This window comes from Nitrospirillum guaranorum (assembly GCF_034653275.1).
Classification (GTDB): Bacteria; Pseudomonadota; Alphaproteobacteria; order Azospirillales; family Azospirillaceae; genus Nitrospirillum.
The window spans coordinates 828,407-851,526 of sequence record NZ_JAYEES010000001.1 but is presented as its reverse complement, the minus strand read 5'-3'; the positions used below and the strand labels follow the sequence as shown (position 1 = coordinate 851,526).

The 23,120-nt window shown below is 65.2% G+C and carries 19 protein-coding genes and 1 pseudogene; 5 read left to right on the top strand and 15 right to left on the bottom strand.

The window, feature by feature from the left end; all coding sequences use genetic code 11:
• Positions 1-58 precede the first annotated feature (58 nt).
• The 5 genes from UAJ10_RS03410 to UAJ10_RS03390 are packed head-to-tail and all read right to left on the bottom strand — an operon-like array spanning position 59 to position 4,494.
• Complete coding sequence (locus UAJ10_RS03410) at positions 59-883, bottom strand: cupin domain-containing protein (RefSeq protein WP_322913965.1); 825 nt, start codon at positions 881-883, stop codon at positions 59-61.
• A gap of 25 nt (positions 884-908) precedes the next feature.
• A complete protein-coding gene (locus UAJ10_RS03405) occupies positions 909-1,214 on the bottom strand; it encodes a hypothetical protein (protein ID WP_322913964.1) in 306 nt (101 codons plus the stop codon).
• Positions 1,211-2,260 carry a class I SAM-dependent methyltransferase gene (locus UAJ10_RS03400; RefSeq protein ID WP_322913963.1) on the bottom strand — a complete coding sequence of 350 codons (1,050 nt, stop codon included), beginning with the start codon at positions 2,258-2,260 and terminating at the stop codon, positions 1,211-1,213. Before UAJ10_RS03400 ends, UAJ10_RS03405 begins: the two co-directional genes overlap by 4 nt.
• A 46-nt stretch (positions 2,261-2,306) precedes the next feature.
• The gene (locus tag UAJ10_RS03395) at positions 2,307-3,194 is read right to left on the bottom strand and encodes a hypothetical protein (RefSeq protein ID WP_322913962.1); all 888 of its coding nucleotides are present in this window, start codon (positions 3,192-3,194) and stop codon (positions 2,307-2,309) included.
• Positions 3,187-4,494 carry an MFS transporter gene (locus UAJ10_RS03390; protein WP_322913961.1) on the bottom strand — a complete coding sequence of 436 codons (1,308 nt, stop codon included), beginning with the start codon at positions 4,492-4,494 and terminating at the stop codon, positions 3,187-3,189. The genes UAJ10_RS03395 and UAJ10_RS03390 overlap by 8 nt, the downstream gene beginning before the upstream one ends.
• A gap of 197 nt (positions 4,495-4,691) precedes the next feature.
• Here UAJ10_RS03390 and UAJ10_RS03385 point away from each other — a divergent pair, with 197 nt between their 5' ends.
• The 3 genes from UAJ10_RS03385 to trxB all read left to right on the top strand — a co-directional run bounded on the left by UAJ10_RS03385 (position 4,692) and on the right by trxB (position 8,405).
• Positions 4,692-5,633 carry a LysR substrate-binding domain-containing protein gene (locus UAJ10_RS03385; protein WP_322913960.1) on the top strand — a complete coding sequence of 314 codons (942 nt, stop codon included), beginning with the start codon at positions 4,692-4,694 and terminating at the stop codon, positions 5,631-5,633.
• 373 nt (positions 5,634-6,006) lie between these two features.
• Positions 6,007-7,347, top strand: coding sequence for a thioredoxin family protein (locus tag UAJ10_RS03380; protein ID WP_322913959.1), 1,341 nt, complete (start codon positions 6,007-6,009; stop codon positions 7,345-7,347).
• Between the two features lie 98 nt (positions 7,348-7,445).
• On the top strand, positions 7,446-8,405 hold the full coding sequence (gene trxB, locus UAJ10_RS03375; protein ID WP_322913958.1) for a thioredoxin-disulfide reductase: 960 nt from the start codon (positions 7,446-7,448) through the stop codon (positions 8,403-8,405).
• A gap of 223 nt (positions 8,406-8,628) precedes the next feature.
• On the opposite strand, the gene UAJ10_RS03370 is transcribed toward trxB, so the two are convergent.
• From UAJ10_RS03370 to UAJ10_RS03330, 10 genes and pseudogenes are all read right to left on the bottom strand, one after another.
• Positions 8,629-9,441 (bottom strand): hypothetical protein, encoded by an 813-nt coding sequence (locus tag UAJ10_RS03370; protein ID WP_322913957.1) that lies wholly within the window; start codon positions 9,439-9,441, stop codon positions 8,629-8,631.
• A gap of 35 nt (positions 9,442-9,476) precedes the next feature.
• Positions 9,477-9,800 (bottom strand): thioredoxin, encoded by a 324-nt coding sequence (gene trxA, locus UAJ10_RS03365; RefSeq protein WP_322913956.1) that lies wholly within the window; start codon positions 9,798-9,800, stop codon positions 9,477-9,479.
• Between the two features lie 15 nt (positions 9,801-9,815).
• Positions 9,816-10,520 (bottom strand): metallopeptidase TldD-related protein, encoded by a 705-nt coding sequence (locus UAJ10_RS03360; RefSeq protein WP_322913955.1) that lies wholly within the window; start codon positions 10,518-10,520, stop codon positions 9,816-9,818.
• Positions 10,520-11,266: a TldD/PmbA family protein gene (locus UAJ10_RS03355; protein WP_322913954.1), complete on the bottom strand. Its 747-nt coding sequence runs from the start codon at positions 11,264-11,266 to the stop codon at positions 10,520-10,522. Before UAJ10_RS03355 ends, UAJ10_RS03360 begins: the two co-directional genes overlap by 1 nt.
• Positions 11,263-12,111 (bottom strand): TldD/PmbA family protein, encoded by an 849-nt coding sequence (locus tag UAJ10_RS29825; RefSeq protein ID WP_416235345.1) that lies wholly within the window; start codon positions 12,109-12,111, stop codon positions 11,263-11,265. The genes UAJ10_RS03355 and UAJ10_RS29825 overlap by 4 nt, the downstream gene beginning before the upstream one ends.
• A gap of 237 nt (positions 12,112-12,348) precedes the next feature.
• Positions 12,349-12,621, bottom strand: a pseudogene (locus tag UAJ10_RS29820) (PmbA/TldA family metallopeptidase); the annotation flags it as partial.
• On the bottom strand, positions 12,618-14,390 hold the full coding sequence (locus UAJ10_RS03345) for an ABC transporter ATP-binding protein/permease (RefSeq protein WP_322913952.1): 1,773 nt from the start codon (positions 14,388-14,390) through the stop codon (positions 12,618-12,620). The pseudogene UAJ10_RS29820 and the gene UAJ10_RS03345, both read right to left, overlap by 4 nt.
• 26 nt (positions 14,391-14,416) lie before the next feature.
• On the bottom strand, positions 14,417-16,687 hold the full coding sequence (locus tag UAJ10_RS03340; protein WP_322913951.1) for a TonB-dependent siderophore receptor: 2,271 nt from the start codon (positions 16,685-16,687) through the stop codon (positions 14,417-14,419).
• A 260-nt stretch (positions 16,688-16,947) separates the two neighbouring features.
• Positions 16,948-17,871: a LysR family transcriptional regulator gene (locus tag UAJ10_RS03335; RefSeq protein WP_322913950.1), complete on the bottom strand. Its 924-nt coding sequence runs from the start codon at positions 17,869-17,871 to the stop codon at positions 16,948-16,950.
• Between the two features lie 566 nt (positions 17,872-18,437).
• On the bottom strand, positions 18,438-19,430 hold the full coding sequence (locus UAJ10_RS03330; RefSeq protein WP_322913949.1) for a LacI family DNA-binding transcriptional regulator: 993 nt from the start codon (positions 19,428-19,430) through the stop codon (positions 18,438-18,440).
• Between the two features lie 163 nt (positions 19,431-19,593).
• Between UAJ10_RS03330 and ptsP the strand changes: the two genes are divergently transcribed.
• A complete protein-coding gene (gene ptsP / locus UAJ10_RS03325) occupies positions 19,594-22,125 on the top strand; it encodes a phosphoenolpyruvate--protein phosphotransferase (RefSeq protein WP_322913948.1) in 2,532 nt (843 codons plus the stop codon).
• A complete protein-coding gene (gene pfkB / locus UAJ10_RS03320; protein ID WP_322913947.1) occupies positions 22,122-23,102 on the top strand; it encodes a 1-phosphofructokinase in 981 nt (326 codons plus the stop codon). The genes ptsP and pfkB overlap by 4 nt, the downstream gene beginning before the upstream one ends.
• Positions 23,103-23,120 lie beyond the last annotated feature (18 nt).

Here is a 23,120-nt window from a genome sequence, read left to right as displayed (position 1 = left end):
CATCGTGAATGCTCCCGTTCTTTTGATTGAGGGTGAGGGGCGTTTTTTCGCCTTGGCCTCACCAGGCCGTTGGGTTGGCCGGCATTTCGCCGCGATAGGCCTCCATGTCCGGAGGCAACACCGGGTCGTAGGCCGGCCACCAGTGGAAGGGCCGTTCCGCCTGGACATAGTTCGTCGTCAGCGGACCGCCCTTGGTGCGGAAGAAGTAAAGGTTGCCTGTCAGGGTGCCGTAGGGGCCGTGCGGCGCCTCCGGCGGCCGCCAGAAATAGGCGCCGGGCCGCATGACGCCCCGGTTGCCGTGCACCTCGCCGCTCAGCAGGTACATCTCCTCAACGGTGGGGTGGACCTCCGACCGCTCGGCCCAGCGCACCGGCAGCGTGCCCAGCAACCAGGAGACATCGCCCGTGACCGGATCCTTGTAGAGCATCTTGCGCCCCGCCCCCGGCGGGAACTCGGGATGAAAGTTGCCGGTGTAAGGCACATGGTAGCCGTCCAGGTGCACCACCAGGCGGGCGGGGTCGTAGCCGGTGACCGGCGCCGCCTGGTCGGGCGCCGCCGACAGGAAGGTCAGGACCACGGCGCCACCGGGGCTGGCCAGGGCGCCACGCTCATACCCCGCCGGCAGGTGGGCATAGGCGAGGTGGCCGTACTCCTGGCCGGCCATCATCAGCGTGCCGTCCAGGACCAGGAATTCCTCATCCACCACCAGCTGGGCGGCGGGCGCGGTGAAGCCGGCGGGATAGCGGACCAGCATGCTGACCGCGCCGGTGGCATCGTCATGGCTCAGGATCTTGGCCTCGACGCCGTCGCGCAGGCCCCACAGGGAATGGGGCTGCCAGGGAATGTATTGGGCTTGAATGAATTCGATCCAGGAACGCGCCAAGATACAGGCTCCTAACTTCAATAAATCAACGGGGGGCCGGGACTTCGCCCCGCAGCGGTGCTTTCGGGTCGTCGCTTTCGTTCAGGACCCGCATCAGTTTGCGCATCGCCCCCTCAAGCTCGGCCCGCGACCGGGTCAGCACGGCGGCATCCTCGGCCAGGGAGTCCACCTGCCCCGGAGCGATGACACCCACCCGGGCCAGCGCCGTTTCCAGGGCCACGCGCCGCGTGCGCTCGATGTGCAGTTGCGACGCCAGTTCGAACACCAGGCCGGTCAAGCGCTCCACATCGGGCGCCATGGGCGGCAAGGGGGGGTAGCTGCGATCGGTCATTGCGGCTTCTCCGCTTCCAGGACGGCCCAGGGAAAATGCCATTCGGCGCGGCTGGGCCAGGACAGGTCCGGCAGGCGGCCACTCCCGCGCTCATCGAAGGCCACCCAGCGGGCGTTCACCAGCCCGGCGGCGGCGGCCATGGCCGGCAGGTCGGCGGCGATCATGGGCGGCAGGAAGGGCTCGTTGTTGCGGGCGCCGTGCTCCACCATCGCCAGGTCGCGCAGGCCGTCGCCGGTGCGCTGGAAGTCCAGGAAACGCAGCACGCCGCCGGGGGCCAGCAGGCGCGCGGCCTCGGTGAAGATGGCGGGCAGCACGTCGTCCGGCACCTCATGCACGAACATGGTGGAGGTGACGAGGTCGGCGCTGCCAGTTTCCAGGCCCGTGGCGACGGCATCGGCCTGACGGAAACGGACGGCCAGCTTGCGTTCGCTGGCCCGCCGCGCCGCCAGTTCCACGCAGGGCCGCCCCAATTCCACGCCGATGACCTCGGCCTCCGGATAGGCCTGCTTCAGGGACCAGGTGGATTTGCCGAAGCCGCAGCCCAAATCGATCATGCGGCGGTAGGGACGCTTCGGCAGCGCCGTTTCCACGAACAGGCGGTGGAAAGCGTAGTCGTCGTTCTCACCCAGCATCACCAGCCGGGCCCCCATTTCGTAAATCCGGCCGGCCAGGTCGTGCGACCACACCCCGCCCGGCTGCAAATGGATGTCCCAGTCGGTGTACCAGTCCGGCAGCACCAGGTTGGGGTCCACCTCCACCGTCGCCGGCCCGTCGGGCGCCGGCTTCAACGCCCCTTCTCGGACCACCGCGTCCGACACCGCCCGCCACAGCATCTTCTGCGACCCGCGTTCCAGCCATGAGAACCACGGGTAGGTCGGCAGTCCGTGCACCAGCGGCGCCAGGCTTTCGGGATCGTTCACCAGCGCCGGGGACGGTGCCGCCGCGTCAAAGTCGGCCCGCAGGCGGGGATAGACCGTTCCGGCCCAATGCCGCCGCAGGCTCAGCACAAAATCCAGAGCAGCCCGGTCCTCAATGGCCAAAGCCATGATACTGCCTCCACATTTATTGGTTATTTGCTTGTGGCCGGGCCGGTCACGGCGGACCGACCAATTCTATCCATTCGCCGGCGGCACCCCGGAAACAGGTGCTGGCGCCGCCACCGGGCAACAACGCCACGTGGGTCGGCCGATCACCGAAGGCGCGCGCGTCGTCGATACTGAAACTGACCATCGCCATGCCGGGCGGCAGTTCCCCCGCCGCCGTCGCCCGCGGGCGGGTGACGGTGGGATACGCGTCCAGCTCGACCAGGGTGCCCGAGGGCAGTTTGACCAGGCCGTGGGCATGCTCCATCTCAGGCGGCAGGCCGTTGGCCCAGGAAATCACCTGCACCCGCGTCGATACCGGTGGGTCGATGGTATTGGCGAACCCGGCGTAGGTGGCGAACATCGCCGCCAGATCCGGGCCGCCGGCCACGACGATGAAGACGCGGCCGACGAAGGCGGCGGCCCGCGCCAGGTCCAAGCCGCTGCCCGGCCCCACCTGGGTCAGGTACAGGCATTCCCCCGCCGGCCCCAGGACCTGCATGGCCCGGATCATGGGGAAGCGCTGCAAGCTTTTGGGAGGCCCGATGATCTGGAAAGGCGATCCCTCCAGCTGGACGGCCAGCGCGTCCACATCCTGAACCACGATCTCCGTGGCGTTCCATCCGTGGGTGGTCAGCGCCCGCCAACCGGCCGCCGTCGGGCTTTCCACGAAGCGCAGCCAGACTGGCGTGCCGCAGGCCGGGGCCAGCGTCAGGTACCGCCGCCCCGCCATGGCCGGCGCCCCCCAGGCCGCCGCCGCGTCCGCCGGCAAGGCCCCCTCGGCCACCGGCTGGTAGCCCAGGAAGGTGCCGTATACCGCCCGGATCACCGCCAGGTCGGGCACCACATGGGTGACGGCCCGGATGGTGCCCAGCAGGGGAGCCGCACCGTCAGTCATGATCTCCCCCTTTCGCGATCATCTTCTCCACCGCCACCACACCGGCGCGGTAGGCGGGCATGCCCAGGGTCAGGACGGTCAGGGCCGTCATGCCGATCACCAGGGCCTCGATGCTCATGGCCCAGCCCAGCCGCGACGGATCGCCGAACAGATCCGTCATCCATCCCACCGGAGGCGGGCCGATCAGCTGGCCGGAAACGCTGATCACCAGGTAATAGACGGCGGTGGCCTGGGATTTGATCTGCCCGGGGGCGATCAGGGTCAGGGACGCCGGGCCGGCGGCGGCGGCCATGGCCTGGCCGACGAAGGCGAAGAACAGGGCGCCGATGGCCAACGGCGCCGACGGCATCAGGGGATACGCCGCGAAGCCCGGCACCGCGATCAACAGCCCCACCAGCAGGGCCCGCAATGTCGCGTCCTTGCGGCCCAGGCGGATCCAGCGGTTGGTCAACCAGATGCCCAGCCCCGTGCCCAGCGGACCGCCGGTCAGGAACAGGATGCCGGTGGCGATGCCCATGTCCCGCACGTTCCAGCCGAAACTGCGCTGGAACAGGCTGGCGTTCCAGAAGGTCAGCGACCCCATGGTGACGCAGGCGGCCGAGCCGACGAACAGCACCCCGAAAGTGCGCCACCGCTTCAGGATGAAGCGCAGCGCCTGGGAGATGGACGCCTGCCCGCCTTGCAGGCCGCTGTCCGCATCCACGACCCGGTCCTGGCGCGCAGGCTCGGCGAAGGTGAACATCAGCAGAGCCAGCGTCAGGCCGGGCAGGCCGACGATCAGGAAACTGAGCTGCCAGGGGTGCAGCTGGCCCAGCAGGGGCACGGCCATCACCGGCAGGCCAGCGATGGCGTGGACCAGGGGACCGCCCAGCAGGAAGGCGACGCCCGCCCCCAGGAAGGTGCCCGACATGAAGACGCTGAGCGCCCGGGCCCGCCGCTGGCGGGGGAACCGGTCGCTGACCAGCGATACGGCGCAGGGGGCGATCGCGGCCTCCCCCAGCCCCACGCCCAGGCGGGCGGCGAACAGGGCCGGGAATCCCCGGGCGAGGCTGGCGGCGGCCGTCATGCAGCACCAGATGGTGATGCCGGCGGCCAGGATGCCGCGCCGGCTGAACCGGTCCGCCATCCAGCCCATGGGCAAACCCATGAGCACATAGAAAACCCCAAACGCCGGCCCCAGCAACAAGCCGACCTGAAAATCGGTCAACCCCAGGTCGGCCTTGATCGGGGTGATCAGCAAGCTGGGCAGGAAGCGGTCGATGTAGGAGACAACCTGCGCCAATGTGAGCAGGATTACCATGTACCAACCCGATCGGAGCACGGCCCCCAACTTGCCAATGCGGGACCCAACTGCCTTTCCCGTTATGAAAGCACTGTTCATTCCCCGTGCTCCCCATTCGTTAGTCCTAAGGTTAAGGAAATGTCCCATGATGACAAACGATATGATCTGACCCTATATGTGAATAGTTTTCACAATATAATGCCTAGGATCGGCCCATGCAGACGCTGCCGTCCATCCAGACCCTGCGGGCGCTGGATTCCGCCGCCACCCACGGCAGCTATTCCGCCGCGGCGGATGAGCTGGGGCTGACGCACGGCGCCATCAGCCACCGCATCCGTGAGTTGGAGGAACGGCTGGGCATCCCGTTGTTCCGGCGCATCGGCCGTGGCATGGCGCCGACCCGCGAAGCCGTCACCATCATCGCCCATGTGCGTCAGGCCCTGGCCATCCTGGAACGCGCCTTTCCGGATCGTCGCCACCTGGACGGCGGCCGGCTGGTCGTCAGCATCCATCCGGCCCTGGCCACCCGTTGGCTGCTGCCCCGGCTGCGCGGCTTCACCCAGATCATGCCGCAGGCGTCGGTAGAGATCCGCTCCACCGCCGATCTGGAGGAGTTTCTGGTGCCGGGCATCGATCTGGCCATCCGCTATGGCGCAGGCGACTGGCCCAATTCCGTCAGCCAGCGCCTGGGGGGCGAAGTGCTGTTCCCGGTCTGCTCCCCCGAGTATCGCGACCGCCTGGGCCTGGAGACGCCGGAGGACCTGGCGCGCTGCACCATCCTGCGCCACGGCTGGCAAAGCTGGTCCGCCTGGCTGCGTGCGGCCGGCTTGCGCCTGCAAGAACCCACAGCGGGGCTGACCTTGTCCGACAGTTCCATGCTGATCGAGGTGGCCAGCAGCGGCCAGGGCGTGGCGCTGGCCGGCAGCCTGATGGTGCAGGAGGAAATCAGCCGGGGCCGCCTGGTGCGCCTGTTCGACATCCAGGCCGAGGACATCTACGGCTATTACCTGGTATGGCAGGCCGGCACGGCCCTAAGCGCCAGCGCCCTCGCCTTCCGGTCCTGGGTCACCGACTGCTTCAACGATACCCAGGCGGAGATCGCGGCCCCCGCCATGGCCGGCGCCATCCACCAACCGATGCCGGCCCAAAGGCCATAACGGAACCTTAGGCGTGTGGTGACCCACTCCCCGACTTTCCTCCGGTGATGAGTGGAGTCTCACCAATTGACGCCCCTTATAGGCAATGACGGCAATCAGGTCAGGGGCATGCCCCCGACCTGATTGCGGCGCCGTCCGCAAAGCCATCTGGATGGGCGCCGCCCCCAGACTGGAGTTCCGCCAATGCGCCAAGTTTTAAGTCATTATAAAAGCCAACAGTTTAATTGTGTGCCTTATCTGGAAAAATATTCACTTATATGGACATTAAAATAACTTATGCCCACCAGAATTTATTGCTATCTTTCAAAATACACTTGTCGCATTTCTGATTCTTCGATAAATCTTACCCACCTCCCATCTTGAATTTTCCTCCATGGACGTACCCACGCCGGAAGACATTTCCCGGCTTGATTTTCGACGAACCAAATCCGGACCCACGGAGGGTATTTTGGCCCTTGCGCAAATCGACGAGCACGGCCTCCAACAGGCCGTGCTTGCCAACAAGAAGCCGTTACTGGTTGATTTTTGGGCGGACTGGTGCGCGCCCTGCCACGCGTTCACGCCAACGCTTGAACGCCTGGCGCAGGCCTACGATAAATCAATCACGGTCGCGCAACTGGACGTCGATGCCAACAAATCCCTGAAGGATCGCCTGTCGGTCCGTGCCATTCCGGCGCTGGTGCTATTCAAGGACGGCGCGGAAGTCGCACGCCTGGTGGGTGTCCAACCTTATGGCAAGCTGGTCGCCTGGCTGGATGCCCATGGCGTGGCACCGCCCGATGGTCACGCTCGGCCGGTTCGGGCGGAGACGGAATGGAGCGCCTTCCACGGCGACGCCGAGTTGAGGCGCTTTTTCTCCGATCGTGTGCTGGCCCACGCCAAGGCTGGTGAAATCACCGCCGCCCGCATGTCCTACTGGGGACCCAAGGGGGGCACGATCTACCCGGCCTTCATGCGACAGGTGAGGCCATCCGTTTTTGAGCACGCCACGGGCCTGCCGATTTCCCTGGGCCTGGCCATGGAATTCGCCGGGGTCGCCACCGCCGAACAGGTGGGGCGGGTATTCGATGCCCTCCCACCCGGTGCCGACTTGGCCGATGTCGCCCCGCGCCTGATGCTGGCGTGGCTGGGTGATCCGGACAACCTGACCCCGGCCTATCTCGACGATGCCCGTCTCGACACGATCCGCATGGATTGGGCGCGGCATCTGCGGGCGGCGTTGGCGGGGGAAACGGTGGCGCCCGCCGCATGGGCTGAACTACGACAGCGGGCGACGGAACTTCGCAAGGAGATGTCATGGGACCGCCCCGTGCCCCGGCATGTTTCAGAGATGCTGGCTGGCCTCTCCCCACCGCCGCAACCGGACGACGGAGGTGAATGGGCGAGAGCCCTCCTGCTTCTGGGCAAATACACGGTGTCGACCCGACTTGAGTTCGAGGCGGGCTACACCCACTACCATTTTTCCCTGGAAGAGGTCCGGCATCAGTTCTGTGTGAAGGTTGCCAATGGGCGGCCCCCAAGCCCCGAGGTCAACGCCGAAATTCACCGTCAATGGGAAACCCAACATGCGGATCTGGAGAAGATGATCCTGGAAATGCATGAGTTTATGCGAGACCGCCAGCCTGCGGAAGTCGACCGCCTGACCCGGATGCTTGTCGCGGCCATCGAAAGCTCTCTTTCCTTTGCCAACGCGGAAAGAAACACCCAAGCCTAGCGCTGGACAGCCACATCGCCTCCGTAGCCGCGAGCCCAAGAACGACGCGCTTCTCAAGCGCTGCGCGCCTAGCGGCCTAACTCGAGAAAGAACGACGGATGTCTTCGCACCACACCAGCCGGATGCTGATCCTGGGTTCGGGCCCTGCCGGCCTGTCGGCCGCCATCTATGGCGCCCGCGCGGGATTGTCTCCGATCATCATCGAAGGCATGCAGCCTGGCGGCCAGTTGACCATCACGACGGACGTTGAAAACTATCCCGGGTTTCGCTCCGCCATCCAGGGGCCGTGGCTGATGGAACAGATGCGGGCACAGGCGGCGCATGCGGGCGCCCGGTTGATGGCCGGCCACATCGAGCGCGTCGATCTTTCGCGGAGACCTTTCCGCCTTTTTGGCGATGACGGCGAAATCTACGAAGGCGATACGCTGGTTATCGCCACGGGCGCCCAGGCCCGCTGGCTGGGCATACCCAGCGAAAGCGCCCTGCAAGGCCGTGGGGTTTCCGCATGCGCCACGTGCGACGGCTTCTTCTATCGAGGGAAGAAAGTCGTTGTGATCGGGGGCGGCAACACCGCGGTGGAGGAAGCGCTCTATCTTACCAACCACAGCCCGGATGTGACCCTTATCCACCGCCGGGACAGCCTGCGGGCGGAGAAAATCCTGCAGGAGCGCCTGTTCGCCCACCCGCGCGTCAAGGTTCTTTGGAACACCGCCGTCGATCGCTTCGTCGCCGACAGCACCTCCAACACCCTGATCGGTATCGACACCGTGGACACCCTCACGGGCATGCGCGGCCATCTCGCGACCGATGGCGCCTTCGTCGCCATTGGCCACACCCCGGCCACGACGCTGTTTCAGGACATGCTGCCCCTGGATGAGGGCTACCTCGTGGTCGAGAAGGGAACGACCCGCACGGCCGTCCCCGGGGTTTTCGCTGCGGGGGATGTCACGGACAAAATCTACCGGCAGGCCATCACAGCCGCCGGCATGGGATGCATGGCCGCGCTGGATGCCGAACGGTTCCTGGCGATGGCCGAGTTCAGCCGCACCGCTTCCTGAACGGGGCCCTGCCCCCCGCCCCCGGCGCGCAAGCACGGGGGCGGCCTCCATGGTCTTGCCCGCAGCGGGGGCCACCTGGACTGTGGCGTTCGATCGGATGCCACCATGCCTTGCGCGGATACGCCTTGACCTCCCGCGGCGGGGCGACAGGAAAAACCGGCTGAGGATCCAATCCTGCCAGCCGGTTCCCGTGACACGCGATGCCCTGGCGCTATCTGCCGTCCTATCGGACCTGGTCCGTGGCGGCGCCGCCCGCGAATAGCATCGTCAGATATTTGATAGCCGTCCCCCAACGCACGGGAATGTCCGTGTTCACCCGGGCCAGACGGGCCTCGAACCGGCGCGCCAAGGCCGGCTCACGCGCCTGGAAAAGGACGGGGTATGCCGGCGTTTCCCCCGCCGTGCGCGCCGGGGCCTGTTCCTGCCAAATCTCGCTGAGTACCTTGTCCTTGCGGGCCTCATCCGCGTCCGACCATTCCGGATCCGGCACCAGCTCGCTCAGGAGTCCCCAATTCCTGAACATCTGAACCAGCAGGCTGGGCGAGTCACGCAACGGCCAGGCCGCCGCTTCCCAAACACCATACTGCAATTTACGCCGATCGCCCGGCTGGGGATGCTCCTCTGACAGGGTGACCAGCTCCTTGCGGATGCCGGCCCAGTCGGCGCGCGGAACCGCCTCGCCGGCCAGAAGCCTTTGGTGGAGTTTCGACAGACGGCCCGTGATGTCCGATGGATCGATGTCGTCCCGCGGCGGAACCAGCATCATCAGCAGGAAGCCATACAGCGCCGGGGTCAGATCCGCCCCAGGCTCGATGGCCTCCACCAAATTCCGCCAGTCCCCGATGTCGTTCTCGCTGGCCGCGAAGATCGGCATGACGTCCAGCAACAGCACCAAGGACGGGGGCAGGCCGTAGGACTCCGAAAACTTCTCAACCTCGATGGACATCAGAGCGGTAAGGGGCTTGGCATTCCGCCGGCCGGTGACATGCCCCTCACGGATCAGCCCGTCGATTGTGTCGACCAGCGTCTGCTTCAAATCCGGACGACCGTGGAAGGCGGGAGTGTTCACCGTCATAACTTCTGCTCGATGATGGCGGTCAGCTGCGTGCGGGAGAGGGTGCCGACCCGGCGATGGACCTCTTCCCCGCCCTTGAACAGGATCAGCACGGGGATGGTCTGCACACCGAAGCGGGCGGCCACGTCCGGCTCCGCCTCGATATCCACCTTGTAGACATCCATCTCGCCATCGAAATCGCTGGCGACCTCGTCAAGTACCGGTGCGAGGGCGCGGCAGGGCCCACACCACGGCGCCCAGAAATCCACCAGAACAGGGGTCGTCGCCCCCAATACCTTCGAGTCAAATTCCACAGAATTGACGCTTGCCGCTTTCTTCATTTCGATTCCTCCAGACTATAAACTGCCACTTACGACCATTTCATCGATCCGCAGGGTCGGCTGCCCCACGCTGACGCTTACCGTTTGGCCGGCTTTGCCACAGGTGGCGATGCCCTCATCCAGGGCCCAGTCATGGCCGACGGCACGGATATGGCGCAGCGCCTCATGCCCAACGCCCACCAGCGTCACCCCCTTCACCGGGGCGGTGATCTTGCCATCCTCGATGAGGTAGGCCTCGACGGCCGTGAAGTTGAAACGCCCGCTGGTGATGTCCACCTGGCCGCCGCCCATCCGGGGGGCGTAGATGCCGCGCGTCACCGAGGCGACGATGTCGTTCGGATCCTCCTGGCCAGCCAGCAGGAAGGTGTTCGTCATCCGCGGCATGGGCAGATGAGCGTGGGACTGGCGCCGCGCGTTCCCCGTCGGCGTCATGTTCATGAGGCTGGCGTTCAGGCGATCCTGCATCAGCCCCGTCAATCTTCCATTCTCGATCAGGGCGGTGCTCTGCCCGGGTGTGCCTTCGTCATCGATGCCCACGCTGCCCAGGCGGCCGGGCAACGACCCGTCATCCAGGACCGTCACCGTCTCGGGCGCGATACGCTCCCCCATGCGGCCGGCGAAGGCGGACAGGCCCTTGCGGTGATGATCGCCCTCGAGGCCGTGGCCGACCGCCTCATGGAACAGCACACCGGCGTAACCCGGGCCCAACACGACGGGCATCACCCCCCGGGCGCAGGCCGGGCATCCAGGTTGACGGTCGCGATGCGCACCGCCTGGGACACGATCGACGCCACCGCCTCGTCCGTCAGGCCCTCCAGCCCGTACCGCCCACCGACGCCGGCACTTCCTTGGGCACGCGTCCCGGCGCGCTCCAGCACCACATGGATGAACAGCCGGGTCACGGGACGCGCGTCGGCAACCAGCCGCCCGTCGGTATTGGCGATCAGCACCACGCGATGCGACGATGACAGGGAGGCGTTGACCTGGCGGACGGCGGGATGCGCCGCCCGGGCGATCATATCCACCTTCTCCAGCAGTTGGACCCAGGGCAACAGGTCGGCGGACGCCAAGGGGTCCTTCCGGGTGTACAGACCATGGTCCGCCAGCTGCGGGACAAGCGATACCGAGGGGGCCGACGCCAACCCGCCCCCCAGACGGGTCAGCGCCCGGACCGTCTGGTGGGCGGATCTGATGGCTTCCGGCCGCAGGTCACTGGTATGCGCGAAGGAAACCCGGTCGCCACAGACGGCGCGGGAGCCGAGCCCCTGGCCGATGGAAAAGCTGCCCGCCGAAACCTTGCCGTTATCCAGCCGCCACTCCCGCGACTTGGTGCTTTCGAAAAACATGTCGGCGAAGTCGGCACCCGCCGCCAACTGCTCCAGCGCGCGCGACAGTTCGACCTCATCCAACTGATTGGAATGGAGGATCAGACGCCGCGCCCAATCCATGTGTGGCGGATTGTTCATGCCCGTCCTCCGATATGCATGGCGTCAACCAAAATGGACCCGGTGCGAAAGGCGCCGAACCGTTCGACGTCGTCGCCGACATGGGTGATTCCCCGCAGCATCGCGCGCATGTCCCCGGTCAAGGTGATGCCGGCGACGGGAAAGCGCTGGATGCCATTCTCGATCCAGTATCCCTCGACCGCGCGGCTCCAATGGCCCGCTGCCGGGTCTGTCCGTCCGCCGGTGATGGCGGTGACCAGCAAGCCCGTGCCGAGACGCCGCTGCATCGCCTCGGCATCGCCTCCGGGATGGCGGCTGGAAAGGGTCAGGTTATAGGGGCCGTTGGCGTTGCCCGTCGTGCGCATGCCCAGGCGCCGGGCATTCAAGCTGTTCAGGAAATAACCGTTGACCACACCGGCCTCGAGAACCAGCCGGCGGCTGCCGGCGACGCCTTCCGCGTCGTAGGCGCCGCTGGCCAGCCCCCAAGGCTCGAACGGATCTTCGATCAGGTCGAGGTGGTCCGCTGCGACCAATTCCCCAAGCGCACCGGCCAGGAAGCTGGCGCGCCTGTACTGGGCGGGCCCCATCAGCGCGCCGACCACATCCTCCATCACCGCTTGCGCGGTACGCGGATTGAACAGGACCGGCCCAGTCACGGATGGCACCGGCCGCGCTCCTAACTGCCCGGCGGCCCCCCGCAGGGCGTGCTCGGCCAACCATGCCGCCCCTCGGAGGTCATCTTGCCGGCGGGCCATGGACTGGGCGTAGTCCCGCGCCATGGCGCCATCCCGCATCGCCGTCACGGAGCACCAGCGCGCCCGGCTGGAACCAAGGTTCGCGCGACAGAAGCCGGATGAGGTGAGCATCACCGACAAGGTCTCAGAACAACTGAGCCCCACTTCCGATGTCCGCACTTCCGTCCCAGCCGGCCTTTCAACGGCTTGCAACGCGCGCGCTATGTCCAAGGCCTCGTCGGCCATCGCCGCCGCGTCGTCGCTAACCGGCTCGAACACCGGGGGGTGGGGAACGTCGTGGGCGAGATCCGCGGCATCCGCCAGGCCATTATCAGCGTCTGGCTGCGCCCATTGCATGATGCTGACCGCCTCTTGGACCAGGCGCTCGATGGCCCCGGCATCCAAGGTGGTCGCCGAGGCGGACCCGACCCTGCCTTCCTTGAAAACCGTCAGGGTGAGGGAGCGATGGCCGCTCCGCAGGGCCGTCTCCAACCGCCCGTCCCGCAAGCCGAGCTGAAGCCCACCGCCGGAGGACGCATGGGCGCTCGCTTCCTTGGCGCCTGAGCGCAGAGCCAGCTCCACCGCCTGCTGGCTGGCGGCGCGCAGGCCCGCTTCGCCGTCGCTGATGTAGGCGCTTATCATATGACTTCCTCTTCCGGGGCCAGCGTGGACTGCGTCGCCCCGTCCGCCGCCAACCTCAAGCAATGGGAGTGGAACGGCTTCAGGCGCTCATCATGGACGACGCTGATCAAGGTGATGGACGGCAGCCGCTCAAGCAGGATGGTGTAGAAGTGCAGCGCGTTCGCCATGTCCAAGGCGCTGGTGGCCTCATCGAGGACGAGACGATCCGGCCGGTACAGCAGGATGCGGACCAAGGCCAAGCGCTGCTGTTCCCCGGGGGAGAGTTGATCCGCCCAGGAACGGGATTCATGCAGACGCTGGGAATGCTTTTCCAATCCGACGAGTTGGAGCAACGAGACGATATGATCGTCCTCGTACCGCTCCGGCGATCCGGGAAAGCAGATCGCGTGCTTCAGGGTTCCGATCGGCAGATAGAGGCGCTGCGGCACGAACATCGTCAGGCCCTGGGATGGTACCCGGACCACGCCGACACCATCCGGCCACAGGCCGGCGACGGCCCTCATGGTCGAGCTTTTACCGATCCCCGAGGGTCCCATCACAACCCAGCGCTGACCCGGCAAGATCGTCCAATCCCCGATGGTCAAGGATGCGTTGTGGTAGAAATCCAGCCGAAGATCCTGGGCGGAGAGGGTGCCACCATCATCCCTTATAACTTCAATACCGGCGCCTCTTTTCAGCTCCAGCGCCTGATCGAAGGCCCAGATACGATTGACGTTGGCGATTTGCTGAGCAAATGACTGGAAGGCTTGTTGGAAGAACGAGAGGGACGAGGTCATGTGGCTGAAAGCATCCTTGGCGGCCATCACCCCGCCAAATGTCAACGCCCCGGCGAAATACTTGGGAATGGCCAAAAACAACGGCAGCACTTGGCCAATGTTGCCAAAGGCATGCTGGGTCGCGTTGATGCCCATCTGCGCCAGGATCAGCCGATGATAATTCTTCTTAATATGATCGAACGCTTCCCGCAGGGACTTCTGTTCAGTCGACGCGGCATTTAGGAAGGCGATTTGCTCCGCATTACGACGAATGTAGATCAAACCGAACCTGAAATCGGCCTCCAGTTGCTGCTGACGCATGGTGCGGGAAATCAGGGGCCGGCCAACCCAGATGACAGCCCCGGTGGACAGCGCCGTGTACAGCAGGGAATACCAGAGCATATCCCCGGGGATGGAGATGTGGTGGCCCGCGATGAAAAGCCGGATCGGGGCCGCTGTATTCCAAAGCACGTAGCCGAAGCTTATACTGGATGTAACGCAGCCAAAAAAGCCGATTACTATAGTCAACACGCTCGCAGTAAAGTCCTTTATATCTTCCGCTATTCGTTGATCTGGATTGTCAATCAATCCAGCCCTTTCCAAGGAGTAAAACCCGTTGCCCGCCAGCCACCGCGACACGTATTCCGTCGTCAGGAATGTTCGCCATCTCATGGCGAACATGCCGTTGACGTACAAGGTGAGGACGATGGCCAGCGCCCAACAGCCATTGATTAGAAAGAACTTGAGCACCAACGGGAAAAACAAATCCGCCTGTTTATTTTGAACAACATCATAAAAACTATGCTGCCAATCATTCGACATGACGGCGGTATAGATAACAATGGACTGGCTCGCCAAAAGGAAAGCGACGCCGAGCCAGGCAAACAGCCAGTCTGAGGATAGCCAGTACGACGTCAACAGCTTGAAGAAATGACGTAGCCGCACCCCTGCGCCGACGGTTGGGAGCCCGGCCTGTGGCCGGGCTCCCTGCACTGTATCGTTCGACATGCTCATTCAGGCGACACTCGATCTCAGCGAATTTAGAAGAATTTGTAGGACAAGGTGGCGCGCCAGGTGCGCGGCTCCAGGATGGGGATGTAGCTGTCGGCAACGGAGACGCCATAGTTGCGGCGATCAAAGAGGTTCTTGACCCCCACATTGAGCTGCCAGGACTTGTAGGCGCCAATGACATTGACATCGAATTGATTAGTGCTCGGAACCTGCTCTGTCCCTTTTGTGTTCACATAAGAACTGGAGTTTCCGTAAAGACCACCCGATGCGGTCACCGTCATGTCCTCATCAATATGGTAGGCATATGAGGTGTACAGGCTGTACTTCACGCGCGGCTGACCGGCCACATAGGCGCCCAACTTGGCGTTCAGCTGATCAAACTTGCTGTAGGTGAAGGTGGAAACGACCGTCCAGCCGGGCAGGATCGTGCCGCGCAAATCGAGGTCGACGCCTTTGCTTTCCTGGCCAGGGGCGGCGAGATAAAAGCCGGGGTGGGCCGGGTCGGCAATCACCACGTTGCTCTGCTGGAGGCGGAACACCGACGCCACAAACTCCAGCCTCTGTTCCATCATGGACAGTTTCACGCCGCCTTCAAGATTCTTGGTATCCATGTCAGGCAGGCGGTTCTTTTGATAATCCAAAGAAAAGTTTGGATTGAAGCCAAGCGCGTAGTTACCGAACAACGACAAATTGTCGGTGATCTCATACACCGCGCCGTAACTGGGCACCGCCGACGAGGCAGACGTTTGGCTGGTCGATGGGCGTGGCCCATAAATATGGCTGGTAGTGTCGTACCAATTTTGGCGCACCCCGCCGATGAAGTGTACCGGCCCCCAGGTCATGATGTCCTGAAAGTAAAACGCCTTTTCGTTATACTCCAGGGTGTAGGACATCTCGTTGATGGACGGGAGCGGTTTGACAACACCGGTTGTCAGGCTGAAGGGGAACATGCTGCCCTTCGACGAGTCCAGCGCATCGTCGTGCGTCTGAACATAGCTATAGCCGATGTTGATATTGTGGTTGATGACGGATGTGTCGAACTTCAGCCTGGCATAGTTGTCCAGGGACCACGTCGTGTTGCGCTGCTCTTGAGGGTTATTGGATACGAGCAGGTTCGTGGGCGACAGCACGACAAAAGGCGCGTAGAACCCAAAACTCAGGTCCTGTTCCTGATATTGCCCGCGACTGACGAGAGTCAGCCAATCGGTGGCTTTATGCTCAACCGAATAGCCGACTTCCTTGTCATCCGCCTTGAAACCGGCGTCGGCGGGGCCGATGGGCTGTGTCCTCACCGGGACGATCTGCCCCTTGTACATATAGGTATAGGGATTGACGCCTGTGGACTGGTCGTAGATCTGGGCGTTCAGGATCGCGTCGGTCTTCTCATCCTTGTACCGCAGGCTGGGGGCGATGAGGTAATTCTGGTCCCCCCGGTAATTCTGCCAATTGTGGTCGGCATCGGCACCGGACAGGATGAGACGACCACTGATCCTATCGTCGTCGCTCAGCGCGTCGGAGGCGTCGATCGTGCCCCTCCGCCCCTGAAAGCTGCCATATTCCAGCGAGGCGTTCAGCAAGGGATCCGCCGTCGGCTTCTTGGTCACCAGGTTGATGGTGCCGCCAAGGCTGGAGGAACCGTTCAACAGGGTGTCCGGACCCTTCAGCACCTCGATGCGCTCCAACCCCGCCACAGGCTGCGACGCCCCCGCGATGGAACTGCTTCCCACGGAGGAGGCAAGTCCGTTCGTCAGGCCGGTGGACGCGAAGCCACGGACGCTATAGGTGTTGCCGCCCTGGACGGTGGCCAGGTTGGGGATGACACCGCCGGCGTCCCGAAGCGCATCCTCCACGCTTAGCGCCTGCTGGTCCTCCATCAGCTTGCTGGAAATGACCGTCGTGTTGCGCGCCTGCTCACGCAGGGAGGCGCCGCTGCGGCTGGAGGTTGACGCGTCACGGACCAGCAGGCTGGTCTCCGCCTCATCGCGGTGCGCCATGACCACGATATAGCTGATGATGGTGGGAACGCCCTTTACATCGATAAGCACCAGCCGCGTCCCCGCGATGGCGGCCTCGATGGCGCTGTCGGCGTTCTTTCCACCGGTCACGGCGACCGATGTCAGGCCGCGCACCGCGTCCGGGTCGTAGTCGACCTTCTGGCCCGACTGCCGGCCGATTTCGTCCAGCGCCCGCTCCATCGGCATGGACGGCACGTTGATCTGCATATCCCCCGCAATTGCCGGCGCCGCCGCGACGAAGGTCGCAACGGCCGAGACACCGGCCAACCAGTCCCAGCCCTTCATTCCCCTGCTCCTGTTCTGCCAGCCGCCATCGTTGCCGGAACCGCGAAGGATTCCTGACTACCGTGTTATGCATGCTGAATATTATTTTCCTTATGTCACCAACCCATTAAGGAATGGTGCACATTTGCCCGTTCTTAATTTCCAGATTGCGCGCCGATCACACCAAATTATGAAATGATCGAGCATCGCTTCATCTGAAGCTGTGCTTTAGATTGGAAAAATACGGGCCGCCTGGCAAATCGGTTTTGCCAATTCCTATATCAGCCCAGTTTATGGAGGGGGAAGCTTACCGCCTCGTCATGTATGAGGGACGTCAGCCATCGCATGAACGGCTCCGCCTCGCGGTGGGCATGCCATTGCATGCTGATGGAGATATATTCCGCCTTGAAGGGGGTGGTCACCACCTTCAGGGGCAGCATGGAGGCGAATTGCTGCGCGAATCTTCCAATGGTCGTCACGATCAGGTCGGTCCCAATGACCGCGATGGGAAGCATGGCATATCGGGCCGTCCTGACAGAGACATGACGGCGGTCCAGATAGTCGAATGCCTCGCTGCCGGGCGGTGATGGGATTTCCATCTCACTCAGCAGCGCCGCATGCTTGCCATTCAAATACGCTTCCAGGCCTATTTCGTGACCAGTGAACGAACTTTCACTCCAGACCATGCAAGACAGGGATTCATAGAACAGATGAATCTTGGGTAACTGGCTCGATTCCAAGTGCTGGGGAACGATCACCAGATCCACGTTCCTCTCCAACAACACGTCCGCTTGCACATAGTCGAAGGGCACGAAATGGATGTCCACGCCCGGCGCCTCTTGCTGGATGCGTCGAATGACATTCGGCAAGAAAGTGATTTCCACCATGTCCGGCGCGGCTATGCGCACCGTTCTCTGGTCCGCCCTTGGATCGAAGCTCAGCGTCGTGCCGAACACGTTCTCAGCCTCGCGCAGCAAATGCCGCACCCGGGGGCGAAGCGCTTGGGCCAGCGCCGTCACCTGCCTCTGGCCATTGTTGTATACGACCAGCTCGTCACCAAAATGATCGCGCAGCTTTTTAAGGGCGAGGCTCATCGCCGGTTGGCTGACGTGCAGACGGGCGGCCGCCTCCGTTATGGAGGCCGTGTTCAAAATGGCATCGAGGGCATAGAACTGGTTGAGGTTGCTTCTTTTCAGTGAATCCATTTCCTCAGCCTAAATATATTCCATGCCATTATTGGAACTGTCCTGAGATCCGGCCCGCGCTCCGCGAAGGACCTTCCCGGGGTGAAACAGGAGACGCTTACCAAGCTGGCCGCATGGAAACCCGCCCCCCTACCCCAACCGCTTCCAGGGGACGGGTGACACTTTGACGGCAGGGCGCGATCGTGGTGGTCGCCGTCGGCAAACGACGCATTACCGGCCATGTATTGACAACAACTTCGTGGCACCGCCCTCCCCTCTTCAGGTTCATCGACATTCCCTGTCCGCGTGTCGCCAAAGGTCCTGGGTCACCCGTGCCGAGACTTGCATAACAACGACCATATGGCGAGGGCGTTAACGCTTCATTTGCCGCCCAGATCCCCGGGCGGTTCTTACTGACCCGCAGGGGCGCCTCTTGTCATCTATCGATGCCGGCCCGGCATTGCCCCGGTGAGCTTCCCCCAAATAAATGGACACCGGGTTATGCGGCCTTTTTCTCGGCCTGATCCGGGGTGATGTATCCGAGGGTGGGGCGGACGCGTTGGCGATTATGAGGCCGGCGCCCTTCATCACGCGCGCGGCAGGGCAGCCGTCGAGCCCCGGGCGACGCAACGGCCGGACAGCACCACTTTGCGCGTTGGGGCATCCGGCGTCTTCAGGCGCTGGAACAACAGGGCCATGGCCTCACGGCCTATGGTTTCGACCGGCTGCTCGATGACCGTCAGGCCCGGTTCAACCAGTTCCGTCCAGGGTTCGTTGTCGAAACCCGCCACAGCGATGTCCTGGGGGATGCGCAGCCCCAGGGTGCGGGCCGCCTTCACCACGCCGGTGAGGAACAGCCCATTGCTGACCAGCAGGGCCTGGGGCCGGTCGGGTTGGCGCAGCCAGGCGGCGGCGGCGTTTTCGGCAGCCTCCACCGACGGCGGCGCGAAGCGCGCCTCCCCCGTCAAGCCCCGGACGGTCATGGCCGCCAGGTAACCGTCCCGCCGTTCGACGCCGGTGGTGCTGGTGGCGCCGAACAGGCCGCCGATGCGGTTGTATCCCCGTGACACCAGATGATCGACCAGGGTGGCGCTGGCCTCGCGATTGTCCAACAACACGGTGTCAAACTGCCCACCTGGCCCCGCGCGGTCGATCAGCACTATGGGGAAATCCAGGGCATCGGCCTGCAACCGATCGACGGTGGCGCGGGTCGGGGCGAAAATCAGCCCCGTCACCCGTTCTTCCTGCATCAGGGTCAGGTAGAGCGCCTCGCGCGCCGGGTCCTCATCGGTGTTGCACAGGATGACCCGCATGCCGGCGCGGTAGGCCGCGTCCTCCACCGCCCGGCCGACGGCGGTGAAGAAGGGGTTGCGGATGTCGGCGACGATCAAGCCGATGGTCTGGGTGCGTTGCGAGCGCAGCCGCCGCGCCGACAGGTTGGGTTTGTAACCGGTGGCGCGCACCGCCGCCTGCACCTGTTCCCGCACCTCGGCGCTGACCGGCCCCTCCCCCAAGGCACGGGACACGGTGGAAACCGAGACACCGGCAACCCGGGCGACGTCCTTGATGTTGACCGTCATGTTCGCAATCGTTTCCAGTTATTTTGCCCCAGTCTAAAGCCTTCCAACGCGCGTTCAAAGGGAATATGGCGCATAGGCTTACAGACGCCCTGGGGATTCCCTTTGACAATTTTTGTGGAAACGTTACCACTAAGCACAAGAATGAAATCGGGAGGTTCCGAGAATGCCCTTCGCCGTTGAGAGCGACCTGCTGCCCCGCGAGTTGATCCGCCTCGGCGCGCGTCCGGCTGGAAAGCGTGACGCCATTGGCGAGGCGGCACAGATGCTGGTCGCCGCGGGTTGCGTCGATCCCGCCTACGAGCAAAGCATGGTCCGCCGGGAAGAGGTGGCCAACACCTTCCTGGGCCAGGGCGTCGCCATTCCCCACGGCCTGGGGGAGGATCGCCACCTGGTCCGCCGCAACGGCCTGGCCATCCTGCAGGTCCCTGACGGCGTGGAGTGGAATGCCGGCCAGCGCGCGCGCCTCGTGGTCGCCATTGCCGCCCAGTCCGACGCGCACATCACCATCCTGCGCCGCCTGACCCGCTTGATCCAGGACGGCGACCGGTTGGACCGTCTGTTGGTGACCACCGACGCTGGCGAGATCGCGGCCGCCCTGGGCCACGAAACGCCCCCGGCCGGGCGCGCGGACGAAGGCGGGGCCGGCGCGCCGGTGGGCGACCTGGGGCCCGGTTTCGACTGGACGGTGGATTATCCCAGCGGCCAGCACGCCCGGCCGGCCGCCCACTGGGTGGACACCGCCCGCCGCTTCGCCGCCCAGGTCCGTGTCCGCCACGGCGACCAGCCGGCGGACGCCAAGAACCTGATCGCCCTGCTGCAACTGGGCCTGCGTGCCGGTGACACGGTGGTGGTGTCCGCCGCCGGCACTGATGCCGCAGGGGCGCTGGGGGCCATGCGCCAGGCCATGTCCGGCCTGAGCGCCCAGGAAAAGATGGACGCGGCCCTGGCGGCCAGCCGCGCCCGCCAGACGCCCCGCACCGGCTGGACGCCCCCGGCGCCGCTGACCGCCATCGGCGGCGTGCCGGCGGCGCCAGGATTGGCCATCGGCCCCCTGCATGTGCTGAAGGCGGCGGACCCGATGGTGCCGGACAATCCCGTCGCCCTGGCGGAGGGGGGCAGCCTGCTGCAGGAGGCGTTGAGCCGCACGCGTCAACAACTCAAGGCGCTGGCCGACGACACCGCCCGCCGGCTGGGCGCGGCCGATGCCGGCATCTTCAAGGCCCAGGCGGAGTTGTTGAACGATACCGACCTGATCACCCTGGCCTGCCAGTTGATGGTGGACGGTCATGGCGTGGCCTGGGCCTGGAACCAGACGGTGGATCGCATGGCCGGCCGGTTGGCCGCGCTGGGCAATCCCGTCCTGGCCGCCCGTGCCGCCGATCTGCGCGACGTGGGTCGCCGGGTCCTGGGGCATATAGACCCTTCCTTGCGCGCCAACTCGCTGCTCGATCTGCCCGACACACCCTGCGTTCTGGTGGCGCCGGACCTGTCCCCGTCGGACACGGCCGGCCTGGACCCGGCCCGCGTGGTGGGCCTGGCCACGGCCTCGGGCGGCCCCACCTCACACACCGCCATCCTGGCCCGCACGCTGGGTCTGCCGGCCGTGGTGGGGGGCGGCGGCGCCCTGCTGGAACTGGCGGACGGCACCAGCGCCATCCTGGATGGCCAGTCGGGACAATTGTACTTGGAACCGAGCGACGCCGACCTGGAATCCGCCCGGCAATGGCTGGCGGTCAAGGCGGAGGCCCGCGCCCGTGAAGCGGAGGCCCGCGCCCTGTCCGCGCGCACCCGCGACGGCCACACCGTGTCCATCGGGGCGAACATCAACCTGCCCGACCAGGCGGCCTTCGCCCTGTCGCAGGGGGCGGAGGGTGTCGGCCTGATGCGTACCGAGTTCCTGTTCCTGGAAAGGGGGGAAACCCCCAGCGAGGACGAACAGTTCGAGATTTACCGCGCCATGGCCGAGGCCCTGGGCAACCGGCCGCTGATCGTCCGCGCCCTGGATATCGGCGGCGACAAGCAGGTGGCCCATCTGAACCTGCCGCATGAGGAAAACCCCTTTCTGGGCGTGCGCGGGGCCCGGCTGCTGCTGCGCCGGCCCGACCTGCTGGAGCCGCAGTTGCGCGCCCTGTACCGCGCGGCGCGCGCGGGCGCCAGCCTGTCCATCATGTTCCCCATGATCACCACGGCGGCCGAGATCATCGCGCTGCGCGCGGTCAGCGAGCGCATCCAGGCCGAGGTCGAGGCGCCGGCGGTGCCGCTGGGCATCATGATCGAGGTGCCCGCCGCGGCCCTTCAGGCCGAGAGCCTGGCCCGCCATGCCGACTTCTTTTCCGTCGGCACCAACGATCTGACCCAGTACACCCTGGCCATCGATCGCCAGAACCCGCGGTTGGCCGCCGAGGCGGACAGCCTGCACCCCGCCGTGCTGCGTCTGATTCAAGCCACCGTGGCGGGGGCGGCCAAGCAGGATCGCTGGGTTGGCGTCTGCGGCGGCATCGCCGGCGACCCCTTCGGCGCCGCCTTGCTGACCGGCCTGGGCGTGCAGGAACTGTCGATGACCCCGCGTGAGGTGTCGGCGGTGAAAGCGCGCCTGCGCGACAGCGAGTTGACGGCGCTACGCGCGCTGGCGGCCCGGGCCTTGGCTTGCGAGGCCGCTGAGGACGTGCGGGCGCTGGAAGGAGGCATGGCATGAGCATTGATCTTCATACCGTCACCCTGAACCCGGCCATCGACGAGACCGTCACCCTGGACGGCTTGCGGCCAGGCCATGTGCACCGGGCCGTCGCCGTGCGCCACAATGCCGGCGGCAAGGGCGTGAACGTGGCCTCCTGCCTGGCCGACTGGGGCCTGCATGTCGCCGCCACCGGCGTGCTGGGCATCGACAACACCGCCCCGTTCGAGGCGCTGTTCGCCGCCAAGGGCATCCTTGACCGCTTCTTGCGCGTGCCCGGCGAAACCCGCACCAACATCAAGCTGCTGGATCGCCACGACGGCGGCACCACGGACATCAACCTGCCGGGCCTGGTGGCGGTCCCGGAAACGGTGGGGCGGATCCAAACCTATCTGGAGGAATCCGTCGGCCCCGGCACCCTGGTGGTGCTGGCCGGCAGCCTGCCCGATGGATTGCCCCCCGACACCTATGCCCACATGGTGGCCGGCCTGGCCCGTACCGGCGCCCGCGTGGTGCTGGACAGCAGCGGGGAGCCGTTGGCACGGGCCCTGGCCGCCGACGTCCTGCCCCACTGCGTTAAGCCCAACCGACATGAGCTGGAGGGCTGGGCCGGCCGGCCGTTGGCGCCCCCCGACGTGCTGGCGGCGGCGCGGCACCTGCGAGAGCATGGCATCCCCCTGGTGGTGGTGTCGTTGGGCGCCGGCGGCGCCCTGTTCGTGGATGCCGGCACCGCCCTGCACGCCCAGGCCCCCGAGGTGCGGGGCAGCAGCACCGTGGGCGCCGGTGACGCCATGGTGGCCGGGCTGGCGGCCGGCCTGCATGCCGGCCTGGGGCTGGAGGGCCTTGCCCGCCTGGCGACCGGGTTCGCCGTGGCCAAGTTGGGACGCCCCGGCCCCCACCTTCCGGGGGCGGAGATCGTCCGGGCCCTGGCCGGCCAGGTCACGCTGACGCCCGCTGATGATTGGGCCTCAACCACCGCGGCGCATGCGCCGCATTGAAGAATGAAAGGCGGGCGG